The sequence below is a fragment of the Paenisporosarcina cavernae genome (genome assembly GCF_003595195.1).
Taxonomy (GTDB): Bacteria; Bacillota; Bacilli; order Bacillales_A; family Planococcaceae; genus Paenisporosarcina; species Paenisporosarcina cavernae.
In genome coordinates, this window is the sequence record NZ_CP032418.1 from 1,693,230 (window position 1) to 1,712,258 (window position 19,029).

Annotated in this window: 20 protein-coding genes; 12 read left to right on the top strand and 8 right to left on the bottom strand. The window is 37.8% G+C overall.

What is annotated here, in order from left to right:
• Positions 1-7 precede the first annotated feature (7 nt).
• The 3 genes from yugI to D3873_RS08635 form a co-directional block, all read right to left on the bottom strand.
• A complete protein-coding gene (gene yugI, locus D3873_RS08625; RefSeq protein ID WP_119883670.1) occupies positions 8-382 on the bottom strand; it encodes a S1 domain-containing post-transcriptional regulator GSP13 in 375 nt (124 codons plus the stop codon).
• A 91-nt stretch (positions 383-473) separates the two neighbouring features.
• Positions 474-2,204 (bottom strand): hypothetical protein, encoded by a 1,731-nt coding sequence (locus D3873_RS08630; protein WP_119883671.1) that lies wholly within the window; start codon positions 2,202-2,204, stop codon positions 474-476.
• Entirely contained in the window at positions 2,194-2,751 is a 558-nt protein-coding gene (locus D3873_RS08635; protein ID WP_119883672.1) for an RNA polymerase sigma factor, read from the bottom strand. The genes D3873_RS08630 and D3873_RS08635 overlap by 11 nt, the downstream gene beginning before the upstream one ends.
• 130 nt (positions 2,752-2,881) lie before the next feature.
• Here D3873_RS08635 and D3873_RS08640 point away from each other — a divergent pair, with 130 nt between their 5' ends.
• Positions 2,882-4,219 (top strand): sodium-dependent transporter, encoded by a 1,338-nt coding sequence (locus D3873_RS08640; RefSeq protein ID WP_119883673.1) that lies wholly within the window; start codon positions 2,882-2,884, stop codon positions 4,217-4,219.
• Positions 4,220-4,322: 103 nt separating this feature from the next.
• The gene (locus D3873_RS08645) at positions 4,323-4,538 is read left to right on the top strand and encodes a helix-turn-helix domain-containing protein (protein ID WP_119883674.1); all 216 of its coding nucleotides are present in this window, start codon (positions 4,323-4,325) and stop codon (positions 4,536-4,538) included.
• Positions 4,539-4,583: 45 nt separating this feature from the next.
• Here D3873_RS08645 and D3873_RS08650 read toward each other — a convergent pair whose 3' ends face one another.
• Positions 4,584-4,844 (bottom strand): DUF1871 family protein, encoded by a 261-nt coding sequence (locus D3873_RS08650; RefSeq protein WP_119883675.1) that lies wholly within the window; start codon positions 4,842-4,844, stop codon positions 4,584-4,586.
• 73 nt (positions 4,845-4,917) lie between these two features.
• On the opposite strand from D3873_RS08650, the gene D3873_RS08655 reads away from it, so the two are divergent.
• The gene (locus D3873_RS08655) at positions 4,918-6,099 is read left to right on the top strand and encodes a MalY/PatB family protein (RefSeq protein WP_119883676.1); all 1,182 of its coding nucleotides are present in this window, start codon (positions 4,918-4,920) and stop codon (positions 6,097-6,099) included.
• A gap of 458 nt (positions 6,100-6,557) precedes the next feature.
• On the opposite strand, the gene D3873_RS08660 is transcribed toward D3873_RS08655, so the two are convergent.
• The 3 genes from D3873_RS08660 to D3873_RS08675 all read right to left on the bottom strand — a co-directional run bounded on the left by D3873_RS08660 (position 6,558) and on the right by D3873_RS08675 (position 8,920).
• Positions 6,558-7,526, bottom strand: coding sequence for a nuclease-related domain-containing protein (locus D3873_RS08660; protein ID WP_162920171.1), 969 nt, complete (start codon positions 7,524-7,526; stop codon positions 6,558-6,560).
• A 583-nt stretch (positions 7,527-8,109) separates the two neighbouring features.
• Positions 8,110-8,316, bottom strand: a complete 207-nt coding sequence (locus D3873_RS08670; RefSeq protein WP_119883679.1) for a hypothetical protein — start codon at positions 8,314-8,316, stop codon at positions 8,110-8,112.
• A 13-nt stretch (positions 8,317-8,329) separates the two neighbouring features.
• Complete coding sequence (locus D3873_RS08675; RefSeq protein WP_119883680.1) at positions 8,330-8,920, bottom strand: peptidylprolyl isomerase; 591 nt, start codon at positions 8,918-8,920, stop codon at positions 8,330-8,332.
• A 171-nt stretch (positions 8,921-9,091) separates the two neighbouring features.
• On the opposite strand from D3873_RS08675, the gene D3873_RS08680 reads away from it, so the two are divergent.
• The gene (locus D3873_RS08680) at positions 9,092-10,327 is read left to right on the top strand and encodes an MFS transporter (protein ID WP_119883681.1); all 1,236 of its coding nucleotides are present in this window, start codon (positions 9,092-9,094) and stop codon (positions 10,325-10,327) included.
• 29 nt (positions 10,328-10,356) lie between these two features.
• On the top strand, positions 10,357-12,207 hold the full coding sequence (locus D3873_RS08685; protein WP_119883682.1) for a transglycosylase domain-containing protein: 1,851 nt from the start codon (positions 10,357-10,359) through the stop codon (positions 12,205-12,207).
• Positions 12,208-12,240: 33 nt separating this feature from the next.
• Here D3873_RS08685 and D3873_RS08690 read toward each other — a convergent pair whose 3' ends face one another.
• Complete coding sequence (locus D3873_RS08690) at positions 12,241-12,807, bottom strand: DUF5366 family protein (protein WP_119883683.1); 567 nt, start codon at positions 12,805-12,807, stop codon at positions 12,241-12,243.
• 164 nt (positions 12,808-12,971) lie between these two features.
• Here D3873_RS08690 and D3873_RS08695 point away from each other — a divergent pair, with 164 nt between their 5' ends.
• The 7 genes from D3873_RS08695 to mnhG are packed head-to-tail and all read left to right on the top strand — an operon-like array spanning position 12,972 to position 18,742.
• Positions 12,972-15,392: a Na+/H+ antiporter subunit A gene (locus tag D3873_RS08695; RefSeq protein ID WP_119883684.1), complete on the top strand. Its 2,421-nt coding sequence runs from the start codon at positions 12,972-12,974 to the stop codon at positions 15,390-15,392.
• A complete protein-coding gene (locus D3873_RS08700) occupies positions 15,379-15,801 on the top strand; it encodes a Na(+)/H(+) antiporter subunit B (RefSeq protein ID WP_119883685.1) in 423 nt (140 codons plus the stop codon). The genes D3873_RS08695 and D3873_RS08700 overlap by 14 nt, the downstream gene beginning before the upstream one ends.
• On the top strand, positions 15,801-16,142 hold the full coding sequence (locus tag D3873_RS08705) for a Na(+)/H(+) antiporter subunit C (protein ID WP_119883686.1): 342 nt from the start codon (positions 15,801-15,803) through the stop codon (positions 16,140-16,142). The genes D3873_RS08700 and D3873_RS08705 overlap by 1 nt, the downstream gene beginning before the upstream one ends.
• Positions 16,135-17,622, top strand: coding sequence for a Na+/H+ antiporter subunit D (locus D3873_RS08710; protein ID WP_119883687.1), 1,488 nt, complete (start codon positions 16,135-16,137; stop codon positions 17,620-17,622). Before D3873_RS08705 ends, D3873_RS08710 begins: the two co-directional genes overlap by 8 nt.
• Position 17,623: 1 nt before the next feature.
• Positions 17,624-18,103, top strand: a complete 480-nt coding sequence (locus tag D3873_RS08715) for a Na+/H+ antiporter subunit E (protein ID WP_119883688.1) — start codon at positions 17,624-17,626, stop codon at positions 18,101-18,103.
• Positions 18,100-18,387 (top strand): Na(+)/H(+) antiporter subunit F1, encoded by a 288-nt coding sequence (locus tag D3873_RS08720; RefSeq protein ID WP_119883689.1) that lies wholly within the window; start codon positions 18,100-18,102, stop codon positions 18,385-18,387. The genes D3873_RS08715 and D3873_RS08720 overlap by 4 nt, the downstream gene beginning before the upstream one ends.
• Entirely contained in the window at positions 18,365-18,742 is a 378-nt protein-coding gene (mnhG, locus tag D3873_RS08725; RefSeq protein WP_420798986.1) for a monovalent cation/H(+) antiporter subunit G, read from the top strand. The genes D3873_RS08720 and mnhG overlap by 23 nt, the downstream gene beginning before the upstream one ends.
• The last annotated feature ends 287 nt before the right edge of the window (positions 18,743-19,029 follow it).

Genomic DNA, 19,029 nt, shown 5'->3' on the forward strand with positions numbered 1-19,029 from the left:
CTTTTTCTTATTGTCCAGATTGTTTAATCCAATCGGATAATTTATCTTTTAAGGAATTAAACCCTTCCGCGTCGCTTTCATTCACACGCGCTTGAAGAGATTTTTTGGGACGCTCTTCTTTCCGAAGAAGGGGAGGCTTTTCCTGCAATGCGCGAATGGACAGACTAATTTTTCCAGCAGAATCATCTACTTCTAGAACTTTCACTTCTACTTCTTGACCAATTGAGAGGAAATCACTTACTTCTTTTACAAAACCATACGTAATTTCAGAAATATGCACAAGTCCTTGTGTTTCATCGTCTAGTGCCACGAAAGCACCATAGGGTTGAATGCCTGTTACTTTTCCTGTAACAACATCTCCTACTTCATAATTTTTTGTCATTTTTTTACGCTCCTAATCTACGTGTATCTTGAGTTCTACCTTTTGGCCATCTAAAAGTATACCATAAATTAGGAAAGATTGCGCTTCATAGCTATTGAGTCGGCATAAAGGATGCTCTCCAGCCATTCTTTGTCATGAAAACGCGGAACCCTATTTCTGACTGCTCGTTCGTCGGATTCGCGAGTGTCATGATTACCGTTCCTCCGGGATACAAAGAGTTTTCTAAAGCATCCGATTGAAACGTAAAGGAGGTATACAACTTTCGCCAAGATGAATCTTTTTGATGGTCGAAAGCCAAAAACTCTTCCCTCGGTATCACTTCAAATTTTTGATCATCTTTCACAAATAATTCGTATTGTGTCTCCATATCCCCTAACTCTTGAGAGTAATAGTATAAGCCCACTAAATCGATAGCCGAAATATCGCGTAAAGCGGCAGGATCGTGCGTACCAGCAAATTTCTTATACAAACTATGAATTCGTTGGAAATATTCTACATTTAGTTGAACAGGCTCCTCTCTATTAGAGGCAGACTCGTCATACACTTCCTCTTTAAATCCGTAATAATTTATTTCCATAAACATTTTGTCTAAATAGGAGTAGTTGAATTGCGTCCAAGTATTTGAGTTTCTCCATCCGCTTACTTCGAATTCATTGACGATAGGTTCGATTAAATAAGAGGAAATAGAATGTTGTTGTGGTTGTTGGATATCTTTAAACAGCAATTGATACTCCTCTTTTACTACCCCATTTCTATCAAACAAAGAACTAGGATTAGATGTTTTCACTAACGCATACAAAATATTTTTATAATTACTTGAAACTTCTCTATATAATGAGTTATCCGTGTTTTTACCACCTTCATCTAGGACGAGCTCATCAAAAACTTTTAATAAAGGTGGATATTCTTCCAGCTTTTTCGCGAGATCTCCTCCGTATAAATAAGGCTGCTCATCAAGATAGGTCACATATCCTTGTGTTACTGGATGTACCAAATCATCTGGAAAAAAAGAATGCCATGTCGCTGTAAAATTTTCACCACGTTGTATGGGAAGAATCGTTATGCCTTCATCTTTCATAGCAAGGGTCAGTTTTTCAATGTTTTCAGGAAATGATGGAATCAATTTATCAAACGTAGGTTTACTCCACCCTTCTTTTGGTTGTAGTTCTTTAAATATTGCGTGATTCTCTGCAATTGCTTGATTATACACCCTCATTAAATCATTAATTTTTTGTTGAAGTTCTAGTAAGAAGTTTAGACTTTCCTCTTCACTTCCATGTAAAACGGATTTATCTGCGTGTAAAACCATTTCAGATGGGGAACGTAAAGAAGCTAATAAATTGTCGAACTGATTATTTACTTCTTCATGTGACATTTGATGTTCTAGAATTTTTTTTGATTTCCAAAAGTATTCAAATGTAGCATCTGCTTCTTGTATATAGGAAAGAGAGTCAAATTGATCCGTTGACAACCCTAATTTTTCACGTGATCGTTCTCTATTACGTTCGTATATCTTAATCATATCCTCAATCTTTTCCTCACTTACAACCGAAGCGTTTTCCGGCTGCTTGAGTGGTTCATTATGTTGTAAATACGGGATAGCTAGTATTCCGATAATGAATAAGCTAGCGACACTAGCACTAAGAACCCCAAATCGCTGCCAAAAAGAGCGATCTGATGTTTTGGAGACTTTCGCTCGACTTTGTTGATGTTTTTCAGCTCTAATTTCTCTTATGACATCGTCTGCTTGAAAAGTAGATGGAACCCGCTCGTAGGATTTTTTTAGAAATTCAAGCCGCTGTTCGAGTTGTTTATCGTCCAATTTGTTCACCTCTTTCATTTACCAAAGCAATTTTTAACTGCTCTTTTGCCCGAAGAATACGTGTTTTCACAGTGGATAAGGGGATATTCATTACTTCTCCAATCTGCTCATATGACAACTCTTGAAAATAAAAGAAAATAATCGGGTATCGATATTTTTCGTCTAACGAAAGGATAGCGTCATGAAGTTGTTGGTCTTCTTCAAACAGTAAAATTTTCTTTTCTGTCGAAACCAGCAAAGGTTCGTCGTTCATTTGTTCCTTCCACTTATGTTCTTTACTTTTCTCTTTGGACTCTTTTCTGTAATAATCTCGTACAGCATTTAATGTGATTTTATATAACCATGTGGTAAATCGATCATGTTGAAATTGATATAAAAATCGATACAATTTTATAAATACTTCCTGTGTCACATCGCTCACATCGTTTTGATGCACCCCACATTGGTATGCAAATTTCTCAATCGTTCGATGGTAAAGTTGCATTAACTCTACATATGCTTTTTCATCTCCCGACTGTGCTAATCGGATTAGCTCTGTTTCCCCCATTCTCAACCTTCACCCTTTCTATACGAACATGTAACGCACTTTTTTTCTCAATTGTTTCAAAATTCCATATGCTTTTCAATCTAACTCGTGTAGAATGAAAAAAATCTATAGAAGAAGGAAGGTATAATCGATGCAAAAAAGGGATCATTTCGCGTCTAAAATTGGCTTTGTACTAGCAGCTGCAGGCAGTGCAATTGGACTTGGAGCTATTTGGAAATTTCCATACATGGCAGGAACGAACGGAGGCAGCGTTTTTGTCCTCCTATTTATCATCAGTACATTATTAATCGGTTTGCCTATCCTTTTAGCGGAATTTTTAATTGGTCGACGTGGACAAGCAGATGCCGTTACCTCGTTAAAAAAACTAGCACCAGGGAAAAATTGGTTTCTCATTGGGTGGTCAGGATTTATCTTTTCCTTTATTATTCTTTCGTTTTATTCCGTAGTGGGTGGGTGGATCTTATCTTACCTCGGTCGAGCAATTCTTTTTCAACTAAGCAATAATGGAGAATCGTACTATGGGGAACTGTTCGCTTCCATCATTTCAAGCCCTTTGGAAGTAATCGGTGCGCAAGCATTATTTATGTTACTAACCGTCCTAATTGTAAAAGGCGGGATTGAAGCCGGTATAGAGCGTGCTAGTCGTATTATGATGCCAGCGTTGTTTGTCTTTTTTATCATATTAGTCGTTCGTTCCTTAACACTAGATGGTGCATGGGAAGGAATCGAATTCATGTTTGTGCCAGATTGGTCGTATTTCACTGCAAATACTATGTTACTAGCATTAGGTCAAGCATTTTTCTCATTAAGTGTTGGGGTGGCAGGAATGATGACATATGCATCGTATTTACCGAAAGAACAGCGTCTCGGTAATTCTGCATTAAGTGTGTCATTTTTGAATATTGGTATATCCATTCTTTCAGGTCTAGTGATCTTTCCAGCTGTATTCGCTTTAGGGTACTCGCCTAATGAAGGACCTGGATTAGTATTTATTATCCTTCCTGCCGTCTTTGAACAGCTGCCTTTTGGCTCTATATTCTTACTCGTATTTTTAGTGTTATTACTTTTTGCAACGTTAACTTCTTCTATTTCGATGCTTGAAATTGTAGTATCCATTGGGATAAAAAATGCATATGATAAGCGAAAACGAGCTTCTTGGATTTATGGCTTACTCATTTTCTTAGTAGGTATTCCAAGTGCCCTATCATTTGGCGTATTAAGTGATTTTAAAATAATGGGGATGACGTTTTTTGATTTTGCAGATTTCATCACGAGTAGTATTGGATTACCTTTAGGAGCTTTATTAATATCAATCTTCGCAGGTTATGTGATGCCGAAACCTGATTCAATGGATGAATTACAAATTAAAACTTCTTCCTATGAAATTTGGTACTTCTTAGTTCGTTTCGTAGCTCCGATTGCTATTATTGCCGTATTTGTGAATAAAATCGTAAGTTTATTTATGTAAATGAAACAAAGTGAGTGCATACTATTTCACAAAAGTTTTTATTCTAAGGTATGATAATGATAAGTAAAGCGTAGTATGTACGTATGGAAAGGAGTGCATGTTAATGAAACAAGAATTCCACACTCAACTTCGCCAACTGCGAGAAGAACGAAACTTTTCCTTAGAAGATCTTTCATTAAAAACGCGCATTGGAACGGGGAAATTAGAGAATTATGAATCAGGGGTAGATACACCTTCTGTCCAGTCAATTCTCAAACTTTCTAATGCATTGGAAGTACCAGCATCCAACTTGCTGGACGGAATTAGATTACCAACGTAAAAACATCTCATCAATTGATGAGATGTTTTTTTATGGATTTGTAAGTTATATGATACATTTTGCTTCAAATTTTACCGCAATTAATTGATACGCAATTTCCATACATTTTTCAAGAGGAATCCATTGTTCAAATGATGCCTCATAGACCGTTTGAATGTTCTTCGCAATTTGAGTCGGATCATCGAACCCTTGTAACGCCGCTACTACATCCGCTATTTCCGTCTCATATGAACGTTGTCCATAGCCAAACGGATCCCATTCCTCCAAAAGACGAATACATTTCTTATTCATTAAAATATCATCCATTACTAGTCACCAGCATCTCTTTTTTGTCAAAGCTATGATACCATATTAGCATCGAAAAGAAAGGGTGTTTGTCTTGAAAGTATTTGAAGAGAACTTGAACCGAAGAAACACGCAATCGGTTAAATGGGATGCCATGGAACACATTTTTGACGTACCCGATGCATCGGAAATACTGCCAATGTGGGTTGCAGATATGGATTTCCCTGTTCCCGAAGCAGTTACTAAAGCATTGCAAGACCGATTGCAACATCCTATTTACGGCTATACATTTACGAGCGACTCTGCAAAAAAAGCTTTAGTAGACTGGTTGGAATCCAATCATCAGTGGAATATTTCACAAGACGAGATTTTATTCCACCACGGCGTCATCCCTGCAATGTCGGTTATCATTCAATCCTTTACAAAGGTGTCCGATAATATTCTAATTTTACCGCCAGTGTATCCCCCTTTTAAAATGATACCGGAAAAATTAGGTCGGAATGTCATCGAATCTACATTACGTGAGCAAAATGGCAACTACGAAATTAATTGGCACGATTTTGAAGAAAAACTAAAACAAGACGTCAAACTCTACATACACTGTCACCCTCACAACCCAGTCGGGAAAGTATGGACAGAACAAGAGTTACGCAAAATCGTGGAGTTATGTGAAAAATATAATGTTCGCATCTTATCTGATGAGATACACGCCGATCTAGTGCTGTTTGGAAATAAACATCTTCCATTAGCAAAAATCGCACCATCCTATAAAGAATTTATATACACATGTGTCGCGCCAACGAAAACTTTTAATCTAGCGGGAATTCAAATTGCAAGTATGATTGTGGCAAATGAAAAAGATCGTGAAACGTTAAAAGACGTTTCACTCTCCCACGGATTTATTGAAGTGAATGCATTTGCAGGTGTTGCGCTTGAGGCCGCTTATTCGACTGGTAAAGAATGGCTAGAAGAAGCGAAAAAAGTAATTGAATCCAATATCGAATACGTCATTCAAACATTGCCAAATGAAATTAATGGATTAGAAATTGCTCGACCACAAGGCACTTACTTACTTTGGATCGACTACCGAAAAACAGGATTGGAAGAACAAGACATCATAAACGCCTTACTTCAAGAAGGAAAAGTAGCATTAGAAGCGGGATCAAAATACGGAGAAGAAGGAAAAGGATTCCTTCGAATGAACGTCGCAACATCGCCGTCATTGCTAAAAGATGGCGTCGCTCGCACCATTAAAGCATTCAAACACTTACAATAACTCTTCCCTTGGGAGGGTTATTTTTTATTTCGTAGAGAGTGATGTTTATGATTTAGAGAAGAGATAATTTAGAAAGTGTGGGATTTTAAACGCTTTGAAGGAAGATAGGGGAAAGTTTGAGACAGTTTGGTTGGTGATTGGGAAACTCTGCGTCTACATTAGGAAACTTTCTTCAAACATTGGGACACTCTGCGTCATCATTAGGACACTCTGCGTCATCATTAGGACACTCTCTTCAAACATTAGGACACTTTCCTCAAACATTAGGACACTCTGCGTCATCATTAGGACACTCTCTCAAAACATTAGGACACTCTGCGTCATCATTAGGACACTTTCTCGCAACATTATGACACATTCCTCAAACATTGGAACACTCTTTCAACAAAAGTAGATATCTTCGTCGTCACTTTGGTTCGTCAGTAATTCATTCTCCATTAACAAATGCTTGATAAATATTAATTTTTTGCAGGAGATCTTTTATTTAAATACAATGTATTTCGTCCACGACCTTGTATTTGCAAACCAGATTGTTGAAGTTTTCGATACGTGACTTTCGCGCTTTCGATCTTTAAAAATGTTCTGCATTCTTTGTTGCTCATCTCATTTTTCATCAATAAGAAATAATCATTTACTGCTTGCATAAAAGAGGATGGATTTTCATTGCCACATGTACACATAAATTTGAATCCAATTTTTGAAACAGTTAATTTTTTACAGACATCGCACCACATTCCAGGAAGCAGTTCTTTTACATCGACATCAAAATTTTTCAAAAAATTATGTTGGTCGAACTCCATATGTTCGTTTAAAATACTTTTTTTCAATTTAGCTAATGTATTTTCATCAATGAATTCCGTTGAACGCGGAAGCTCCAAAATCTTCTTTTGAAGAAAACTTGCTCTTACAATCGTCGGCTCTTCCTGCTTAGTCACAATTTTACAATTAACATTCGATACAGCAAAAATTCCGAAAACAGGTAGGTCAATTCCTTTATTTAAAAGCCACCCTCTCATCCACTCGCAATTTTTCTCTAGTTGCTGCAGAGGTGAATCCATAACCTTCGAGTTGCCAAGTTCATCATATTGAATTAACTGATCTGGGTTACGAGTAATTTCAATCTGGAATTTTAAATTTTTCGATTCAATTATTAACGCGTAATGTTTAGTAAGAATTAGATGATCAATTTGAAAGAAGGAATACGATTTTAGAAGGATGTCATGGAAGAGATTGATCGGAAAATCCGGAGTAAATCGAGCTAAATTCATGGCGACACTTTCTTCGCCCCATTCTCCTGCTTCTAGCTGAGCGAGTTTTGTTTGAACGAGTTTGTATGATTTGTGGGTAGGAGGAAGACGCCTTGCTAGTGCTTCCAATTTTAAAAAATAATTATTTTTTGATCGAGTTTTCTGAATCAGAATTATCACTCCTTTTTATTCAAATTACCTCAAACTTTCAATTATTGCTATAGCTAAGTGAATTATTTTTTTAATTTTCAGATATTAACTTCTTAGGATAACCTTTTAACCTGTGATACGCCTAGTAAAATCTCTGAAAAAAAATTTAACACTTGGACATTTGGACACTTTGCGGCAACATTAGGACACTTTCTCCAAACATTAGGACACTTTCTTCAAACATTAGGACACTCTCTCAAAACATTAGGACACTTTCTCCAAACATTAGGACACTTTCTCCAAACATTAGGACACTTTCCTCAAACATTAGGACACTTTTCCGCAACATTAGGACACTTTTCCGCAACATTAGGACACTTTTCCGCAACATTAGGACACTTTCTCCAAACATTAGGACACTTTCTCCAAACATTAGGACACTTTCTCCAAACATTAGGACACTTTCCTCAAACATTAGGACAATTACCCCGATTCCGCTTTTATGCCTGCCACCATCTTCTTTCCCAACCTCTTAAGCGGTGAATTTTCGCGCACGAAAATCATTTTTTTCAACCACAAAAAAGACAACCCGTGAAGGTTGCCTTATGCACTATTATTGTTTGTCTTTTCGTTCTTGTAGAATTTTTTCTTCGAGTGCTTTTGTTTTCGCTTCCTGTTGTTTCGATTTTTTGACGATCCATCGGAAAGCCAGTACACATAGTACTGCAAATATCGCGAACTCGATTGCAGCGGGAATGTATTCGGTTTTGTCTTCCGGGAAGTATAGAAAGCCTAGACCGAGGATTAATGAATTAAGCATATTCATTCCTCACTTATTTTTGTACGATTTCAATGGATTCGATTTTAATATCTTCAAGTGGTTTGTCTTGAGAATTTTTTTCAACAGTAGCCATTGAATCAACTACATCCATTCCTTCCACTACTTGTCCAAACACAGTATGGCGGTGGTCTAACCATGGTGTACCACCTTTTGTTGCATATGCTTCGATGATTTCTTCTGGGTAACCTGCATCTTGCATTTGACGAAGCATTTGAGAATCAACATCTTTCTTTTGAACGATGAAGAATTGGCTTCCGTTTGTTCCAGGTCCTGCGTTTGCCATTGATAGTGCACCACGAATATTGAATAGTTCAGGAGAGAATTCGTCTTCGAAAGTAGAACCGTAAATGCTTTCTCCTCCCATGCCAGTTCCTGTCGGGTCTCCACCTTGAATCATGAAATCTTCGATAATGCGATGAAAGACAATGCCATCATAATATCCGTTTTCAGCATGCGTTAAGAAGTTCTCCACTGTTTTTGGTGCTTGTTCTGGAAATAGTTTAATCGTAATTGTCCCTTTAGTTGTATTCATTTTTACTAGCGCTTCTGTAGGTGATACTTCATTCGTTAATTGTTGAAACAAAATTATCTCTCCTTTATGGAAAGCGTTGCTTGTCAAGCGAGCTTTCTCGTCTATTTTACATACGGAATAAGTCTATCATATGTAGAAAACGATTGACGAGTAATAAGCATATCATTTCCTTCGTGCACCGAAATGTTTTATACTTATTAATTGGAAAGAAGTGATGCGTGTATGACAATTCAAAAACGAAATTTTTATATTATGTGGGTTTCAAATTTTTTAGTTGCTGGAACCGCGACCATGATAATGCCATTTCTATCTCTTTATATAGAAACTTTCGGCGATTATTCCCCTCAATATGTACAAAAATGGTCAGGATTTATCTTCGGGGTTACTTTTGTTTCTGCATTCCTCATGTCACCCATTTGGGGCCGCATTGCAGATCGTTTCGGTTATAAGCCGATTTTGATAATCAATGGGTTTGGTATTGCCTTAAGTATTTTTTTAATGGGTTATGTGACAAATGTAGAGACTTTCTTTTTCCTGCGACTCTTCATGGGTATTGTGACAGGATTTATTCCAACATCTTTAGCATTTATTAGCGCTCAAACGCCGAAAGAGAGCGCTGGTAAAACACTTGGAACATTACAAATGGGAAGTGTTTCGGGAACTCTTTTCGGTCCTGTCTTTGGAGGATTTTTAGCTGATTCTGTTGGCTTTCAATATACGTTCGTTATAACGGCAGCTGCAATTTCCGTTGCTGCACTTCTTGTCAGCTTTGGCATAAAAGAAGTACGTAAAGTGAAGTCTTCTCATGATATTCAATATTCACGAAAAACAGTTTTCTCCAGCTTGATTCACCATCGGTTAATGTTACATGTGATGATTATTACAGCGCTTATTCAAATTGGGAATTTCAGTATTCAACCGTTGTTATCTCTCTATGTCGCGCAATTGGTAGATCAATCAGATGTGGCACTTCTTGCTGGTATGACATTTAGTGCAGCTGGAGTCGGGAACTTGTTATTTGCACGTAGATGGGGACGACTTGGAGATGCAATAGGCTATGAGAAAGTGTTGACAGTTCTACTCTTACTTGCGTTTTTATTTATCATTCCGCAAGCATTTGTCCAATCGCTTTGGCAACTAATGGCGCTTCGTTTACTATTTGGTATTGCAGTTGGTGGATTAGTTCCAACGACAACCGCTTTAGTTCGACGAGAAGCGCCAATTGAAATTCAAGGGGAAGTTATGGGTTACAACACAAGCTTCCGCTTTTTAGGAAACATTATTGGACCGTTTTTCGGAGGAATTGTCAGTGGATACGTGGGTATCTCTTCCGTCTTTTTCTCCACAGGAGCATTATTTCTCATTGCGTTCTTCTTTTTAAGTTATACAAGAAAACAGCCAAAACAAGATTTCGAAAAAGTTCTTTCTCATGAACAGTCTTTACAACTCCCTAATTAGCGTTAAGATGGAAAAAAGGGGGTGCAACGATGAAACAGACGGTCGGTTATATATGGATTCTATTATTAATTCCTTTTGCTATTAGTTTATTTTTAAATATAGGAAAGGAAATTCATGTTGCATCCCAATTCCAAACGCAATTGGACAAGTCGGTTCCCCTCCACTCACCCGTCTTTAGCCAGCCTGTAGTGATGAAGGATAAGAATGGCGACGTCTTTTCAGAGGAGTATGTGGAATATCGAGTTCCATTAACGCTAGATCAAATTCCTCTACTTGCACAAGAATTATTTATTCAGAGTGAGGATAAAGGTTTTTATTCCCATATTGGATATGATTTAAGTGCAATTGTACGAGCTGTTGTGGCGAATGCAGAGTCCTCCGATAATGGTCAAGGTGGTAGCACGATCACACAACAATTAGTAAGAATGCGCTATTTAACAGAAGAAAAGACATACGAACGTAAAGTGACAGAGCTTATGTATGCATATGAGCTGGAAAAACAGGCATCTAAAGATACGATTTTAGAAATGTATTTGAATGAAATGTATTTCAGTAATCAAGTCTATGGGATTGGTGCAGCTGCACAATTTTATTTTAATCGAGATATTGCGCAATTAACTGGAGCCGAACTTGCATTTTTGGCTGCTGTTCCAAACAATCCCTCTCTTTACGATCCGATAAAGAATTTCGAGAAAACAAAAGCACGCCAAGAATTATTGCTTGGAATTTTACACGATGAGTCGTTCATCTCTGACGAGCAATATTCCGAATGGCTACAGCAACCTATCCGCCTTTCCGTCAAAAAGAAACTTCAAAAGTATCCAGAGTATAGTACATATGTATTTTATGAACTACGAAAATTAGTTGCTGCTTCAGAAGGTTTCGATGAACAATTAGTCGCTACAACTGACCCTATTCAACGGGATGCTCTCAATGTGAAATTGGACGATCGAGTGCAACAAATTCTAGCAGGTGGAGTGACCATTGAAACCAATTTAGATGTTGCAAAACAACGCCAAATTTCATCTGACTTTTCATCTATGCTACGTATTCCAGATTTACAAGCATCAGCTGTCGTGATTGAGAATAAAACACGATCTATTTCAGCACTTTACGCAGGAAAAGAGTACCGGAAATTTGATTTTCATCGTGCATTTCAAGCCGTGAGGCAACCAGGTTCTGCGATTAAACCTTTGCTCGACTATGCACCTCTTTTTGAAACGACTACCTTAACTCCTGAAAGCATAACGAATGCTGGGAAATATTGTGTGAATACATATTGTCCAAGTAATTATGGTGGACATATATACGGGGATGTTTCGATTAAAGAAGCGTTTCGATTTAGTTATAATACGGCAGCGCTTCGATTGTTCGAGCAAGTTGGAGTAGAGAATGCGTTTTCCTATATCGAACCATTTGGATTTGATCATATCACGCAGCAAGACCATCAATTTTCAGCGGCAATTGGCGGATTTACGAATGGCGTCACGTCCTACGAGATGGCGAATGCTTATTCAAGCTTTATCGATGGATCTTACTCCCAAGCCCATGCGATCCGAAGTGTAAAATCTGTGGCAGGAGACCCGCTTTTTAACTGGAAAAACGAATCGATGATTGTTTGGAATCCACAAACAGTAAAGTATATGCGGGAATTACTAAAGGATGTCGTCGACAATGGAACTGGCAGAGGCATTACGCACGCATCTTCGTATACAGGAGCGAAAACAGGAACAACGAATGATTACCATGATTTCTGGCTAGCAGGCTTAACGGATGATTATACAGCGGCCGTTTGGTTAGGATTCGATACACCTCGTGATATGGGAAATCTAGAAAAGCAGAAAATACAGCATGCATTATTCTCAGCAGCCATAAAATAAGCGCCTTTCCTATTACATACAGGAAGGCGCTTTTTATTGATCTAAAAATGGCAAGCTGGCAATTATTCCGTTGTATAACTTAAAAAAGACATACAAAATCATGGAAACAAAAATGCTCCATGTTAATATTTCAAAAAGTATTAACCCTAGAGTTCCACCAAACGTTAGCGTATGACTTAGCTTATACACGACATAAACGAAATAGATAAAAGCAGTCCCTAAGAAAACAAGTGCTAACAATTGAATTGATTGAATACCAATCACAGATAAAAGCGATCCGAAAAAGAAAATGACATACCCACCACGTGCTTGATGAATTGTTTCGCCTTTTATATCCTTCGAGAAAAAGAGCATCGCTAACTCATGAATGGTTTCTGCAATTAACTTCAACGCGGAAAACACCATAAAAAAGAAGAGAGCAAAAACGATTAAAAGAAAAAGCTGTAGTTGTAAATGAGTTAAAAACTCTCGCATACCAGCGTATACGCCGATGCCTTGAAACAGTGTCATTGCTTCACCAACTGCATAAACCCCAAAGGTTAAGCTGAATAAAACAATTGTAATTAAAGGTAAGTATCCAAAAATATATGGATTTTTCATAACAAAACTCCAACTTTTTATTGTGTTTCTTCCTATTTATCATATCGGAAGAAATGCGTAAATAGCAAGTATTGCTAGAGGATTGAGCCATGCAAATGCATGGTATGTAAGCTATAATAATGAGATAGTCCGTATTATGAGGCCAAACATCTAGGAGGATTTTTGTGGAATTCGTATTTATATTATTCATACCGATGATCCTTGCGATGATCATACCTATATTTTATAAAAAAATCCCTGGGATACATACTGGTTGGGTCGTTTTAATCGCCCCAGTCGTCCTTTTCATTTACTACTGCACGTATGTACCATCTATATCAGTTGGACAAACGTTTACGTCACAATTTAATTGGATACCTTCATTAGACATAGCAGTTGTGTCGTATTTAGATGGATTAAGTTTGCTTTTCTCTCTCCTCATCACTGGAATTGGGACGTTAGTTGTCTTTTACTCCATTTTTTATTTAGATCGGACAAGAGAAAAACTTCACTTGTTCTACGTGTACTTACTCCTCTTTATGACTGCTATGTTAGGTGTCGTTCAATCCGATCATATGATTACTCTGTATATGTTTTGGGAATTAACATCGATCTCCTCCTTCCTACTAATTGGTTATTGGTATAAAAGAGAACGTTCTAGATATGGAGCACTAAAATCGATGATGATCACCGTTTTCGGTGGCTTAATGATGTTTGCAGCGTTTTTAATGCTAGCGGAAATTGGTGGCACTTATTCCATACGTGAATTAATTGCAAATGCTAACGGCATGATAGAGAGTCAGCTCTATCTATGGGCTTTATTTTTACTCCTTTTAGGTGCTTTTACAAAATCAGCTCAATTCCCGTTTTACATTTGGTTACCGGATGCGATGGAAGCACCGACACCAGTTAGTGCGTATTTGCATTCAGCAACGATGGTGAAAGCAGGACTCTATTTAGTCGCTCGTTTTACACCAATCTTTGCTTTTTCGGAATATTGGGTTTGGACGGTGACTTCCGTTGGATTATTCACCATGCTATGGGCATCATTTTTCGCAGTGAAACAAACGGATTTAAAAGGTATTTTAGCATTTTCCACTGTAAGTCAACTTGGTTTAATCATGTCTCTTTTAGGAGCTGCAAGCTTTGCCTTTCATGTAGAAAATCCAGCTGAAACAATTTTCAAATACGCTGCATTTGCTGCGATTTTTCATTTAATCAATCATGCAACTTTTAAAGGAAGTTTGTTCATGGTGGCAGGAATTATTGACCATGAAGCAGGAACGAGAGACATTCGCAAACTTGGCGGCTTAATGAGTGTCATGCCAATTAGTTTCACAATAGCATTCATTGGAACCTTCTCCATGGCAGGTATTCCACCGTTTAACGGTTTTTTAAGTAAGGAAATGTTTTTAACATCGATTCTTTCGATACAAGAATTTTCCTCATTTTCCATGAATCAGTATTTTTATTTATTCCTTGCGATAGCATGGATCGGAAGTATCTTCACATTTGTGTACAGTATGTATTTTGTTTTCCATACGTTCATCGGAAAACGACATCAAGATCTACTACCTAAACAACCTCATGAGGCACCTATTGGAATGTTAATCGCGCCTGCAATCTTAGCAGTTTTAGTAGTAGTAATCTTCTTCATTCCAAATATCATTGGAGATACTTTCATAAAACCAGCTGTCATTGCGATTCAGCCGTTTCTTTATACTTCTCCCGAAGAAGTTCCAATTCATGTCGCAGCTTGGCACGGATTTAAAATGGAATTTTGGCTAACAGTTGGCGTAATAGCCATTGGGTTTATCCTTTTTAAACTTATTCCCAAGTGGCGTCGTGTCTATGAATTAGTTCCTGATAGCGTTTCGTTAAATGCAATGTATAACCTTATCATGGCATTTTTTGAAACTGGTGTTAACAAAATTTCATCTAGTTATATGCGCGGTTCGATTCGCCACTATCTGCATTATATGTTTTACGGCTTTATCGTTTTAGTGATTGGTACGTTGTTTTTAACGAACGCGTTTGTTCTTGATATAACGAAACTTTCTCCTATTCATTTGTATGAAGTCATATTAATACTCGTATTATTTGCAGGAACACTTACGATTTTATTGGCAAAGTCGCGACTTACTTCCATTATCGCACTTGGTGCTGTCGGCTATACAGTTGCTCTATTCTTTGTCATTTTTAAAGCACCTGATTTAGCTTTAACGCAATTAGTAATTGAAACGGTTTCGGTCGCGTTATTTTTACTGGCATTCTATCACTTGCCAAAATTAAATCGTCATGAAAAAAGAATCCGTTTTCGAATTCACAATGCGATAGTAGCATTTGGTGTTGGTGTAACTGTCACGTTAGTTGCATTAGCAGCTCAATCCCAAAAGTTTGTCTCAAGTATTTCTTCGTACTATAAAGAGACCGTATATAAGGAAGCTGGCGGTGAAAACATGGTCAACGTGATATTAGTTGACTATCGTGGTTTCGATACGCTTTTTGAAATAGCGGTTTTAGCAATCGCCTCTCTCGGCATCATTGGTATGATTAAACTGCGACTGACAAAAAAGAAAGGAGAGAAACCGGTTGAAAACAAATGATGTCATTTTACAAACGACAGCAAATATTGTGTTTTTTATCATCTTTCTTTTCTCGATTCACATCTTCTTTGCAGGTCACTATGCACCAGGCGGTGGATTCGTAGGCGGTTTATTAACATCTAGCGCGATTGTCCTTCTGTTACTTGCGTATGATTTAAAAACAATCTCTACCGCTTTACCGATCAACTATGTAGTCATGACAGCTATCGGCCTATTGATCGCTATTACAACAGCTGCGGCTTCGATTATGTTCAACATGCCTTTCTTTACACACGCATATGATTATTACGATCTACCGCTGTTAGGGAAGCAATCCCTTCATTCTGCGATGGCATTCGATTTGGGTGTCTATTTAGTTGTAGTTGGAGTAACGATGACCATTATTCAAACGATAGGAGCGGATGATTAATGGAAATTTTGATGAGTTTTGTCATTGGCTTCTTATTTATGGCAGCAGTATATTTAATGCTTTCTAGAAGTTTATTACGGATTATTATCGGTACAGCAGTGTTAAGTCACGGCGCTCATTTATTGCTACTTACTATGGGAGGCTTTGGAGGTGACGCTCCCCCTGTGTTGCAACATGGGGAAACAAGTTATGTTGATCCTTTACCACAGGCATTAATTTTAACGGCCATTGTGATTAGCTTTGGCGTGACAGCATTCTTTTTAGTATTAGCGTATCGTTCTTACCAAGAGTTAGAAACAGACAACATGAATTTGCTAAGGGGGATAGATGAAGATGATTAACTTTCTTTTATTCCCAATAATTGTGCCCTTTTTCGTGGCAATGGTCCTGCTATTCTTTCCGTCTAAAGTGAAAGCTCAGCGGACTATTACGATGTTGGCTTTAGTAATAAACCTTGTCATCTCTTTACGATTAATACACCTTGTACATACAAAAGGGATTCAAGTCGTAACGTTAGGAAGCTGGGATGCACCTTTTGGAATATCCATGGTTTCGGATATGTTCTCTGCCCTACTTGTCACTTCGACTAGTATCATTGCTTTGTTCGTCGTTTGGACGAGTATGTTCTCAGTTGGGATAGAACGAGAAAAACATTTCTATTATCCTGGGATCTTATTTCTATTAACTGGTGTAAACGGGGCATTTACTACGGGAGATATATTCAACATGTTTGTATTTTTCGAAGTATTATTAATGGCATCTTACTTACTAATAGTTTTAGGTGGCGAGAAGAAACAGCTTAGAGAATCGATTAAATATATTTTGGTCAATGTGACTTCTTCTGCCTTATTCGTTATTACAGTCGGATATTTATATGCTGTTGTTGGAACGCTCAACATGGCAGATATTAGTCAAAAAATTGCTCAAGTAAACCAACCAGGGATACTCACCGTTATAGCGGTTCTTTTCTTAGTCGTATTCGGCTTTAAGAGTGCGATTTTTCCACTGTTTTTCTGGTTACCCAAATCCTATGCTGCCCCTCCTATTCCGGTCTTAGCGCTATTTGGTGCTTTACTGACAAAAGTTGGAGTGTATGCAATTATCAGGACGTACACGTTATTTTTCATTCACGACACAGCCTTTACCCATGAGTTACTGATGATTCTCTCCATCATTACGATTGTTTTTGGGTTAATTGGTGCACTTGCCTATTTTGATGTGAAACAAATCATCATTTATAACATCATTATTGCAGTAGGAGTCATTCTTTTTGGTGCTTCGATTATGAATGAAACAGCGATGGAAGGAGCTATTTTCTACTTACTTCATGACATATTGCTTAAAGGTGCGTTGTTCTTACTCATTGGCGTTCTCATTCATGTCACTGGTACGACTAATTTACGGAAAATGGGTGGTGTCCTTTCCACACATCCAGTATTAGCTTGGAGTTATTTAATCGCTGCTTTTGGTTTAGTAGGTATTCCCCCATTAAGTGGTTTTATCGGAAAACTCCTTATTGTAAAAGGCGCGATCGAAGGTGACGAATTAATTCTGTCACTTGTCATTTTATTATCAAGCTTAGGTGTATTACTTTCAGTCATTCGTATTTTCATTCATGCTTTTTGGGGTGAAGCACCGCAAGAGGTGATGTATAAAAAAGATGCACATTATAGGGCCCTACTCGTACCTGCTGTAATTATAACGGCGATTACGGTGTTCTATGGTGTTGGTGCAGAAGTATTAATGCCTTATGTGACGCAAGCTACTTCTACCTTGATGAATCCATTAGAATATATTCAAGCTGTATTAGGGGGTGCATAAAATGGCTTTTCAAGTATTGTTAAATTTCTTTATCGCCTTTTTATGGATGTTCCTATCGATGAATTTTACACTATCAACTTTTCTAATAGGATTTATTTTAGGAATCATTATGATTCTCATGATGAACCGATTTATACCGGGTAGGTTCTATATGGGGCGGGTTTGGGCATTAGTAAAATTATTCTTTTTATTTTTAAAGGAACTATTTTTAGCCAATTTCCAAGTACTATCCTTAATCATACGACCAAAAATGCCAATTAAACCTGCTATTTTTGCACTACCAACTGTGCTTGAGAAAGAATGGGAAATCACCCTACTTTCTAACTTAATTACCCTTACTCCTGGTACATTGGTTGTGGCGATTTCTGAAGACTCGAAAACACTTTTCATCCATGCCCTTGACTACGGAGATGCAGAAGAAGCGATCGACTCTATTCGAAACTCATTTGAAAGAGCTATTTTGGAGGTGAGTCGAACATGATGATTTTCTTTTGGATAAGTTTAGTCATTATTAGTTTGGCAATTGCCGCCTTTATTTACCGCGTAATTGTTGGTCCAACGATTCCAGATCGTGTAGTAGCTTTGGATACAATTGGTGTCGCCTTAATTTGCATGATCGGATTGATTTCCATTTTAGCGGATACTAGTTTCTATTTAGATATCATTTTACTTTTAGCGATACTTGCGTTTATTGGTACTGTTGCATTCTCTAAATTTTTAGAGAAAGGAGTGATCATAGAACGTGATCGAAATTCTAAAGAATAGTCTCATCATTCTCACGACGTCTATTGGCCTCGTTTTTATTGTCGTAACAGCTGTAGGATTAATTCGCCTTCCTGACGTGTATTCACGTACGCACGCAGCATCCAAAAGTGCTACGTTAGGTGTTATGTTTATACTACTAGGCGTTTTTCTTCATTTTTGGCTAATCAAAGATGAAGTGAATACACGACTATTGTTAGGAATTGCATTTCTGTTTATGACTGGTCCTGTTGGAGGACATGTTATTGGAAGAGCAGCCTATTTATCTGGTGTTCCTATGTGGAAGCACTCCGTTAAAGATGATTTAGGTCCTTATTTAAAGGAACAAAAAAAAGCGCATCGTCAGTCAATTGATTGACGATGCGTTTATCTATTGGTAGGGATAATATAGTGGCGGGTATGGATAGCGACCGTATGGATATTGATACGGCGTAGGATATGGATAGTTTCGATAATTCGGATAGAGTGATTGGCCTAGTAAGCTCCCGACAAAACCGCCAAGAAATGGACCACCAAAATTGCCGAAATTGCCGAAATTGCCGAAATTGCCAAATCCGCTGCGTAGCGGATATCGTCTGTAATGATTCATCACAAAAAAACCTCCTCTCTTACCGCTACAATATGCGGAAGAGAGAAAGTCATCGA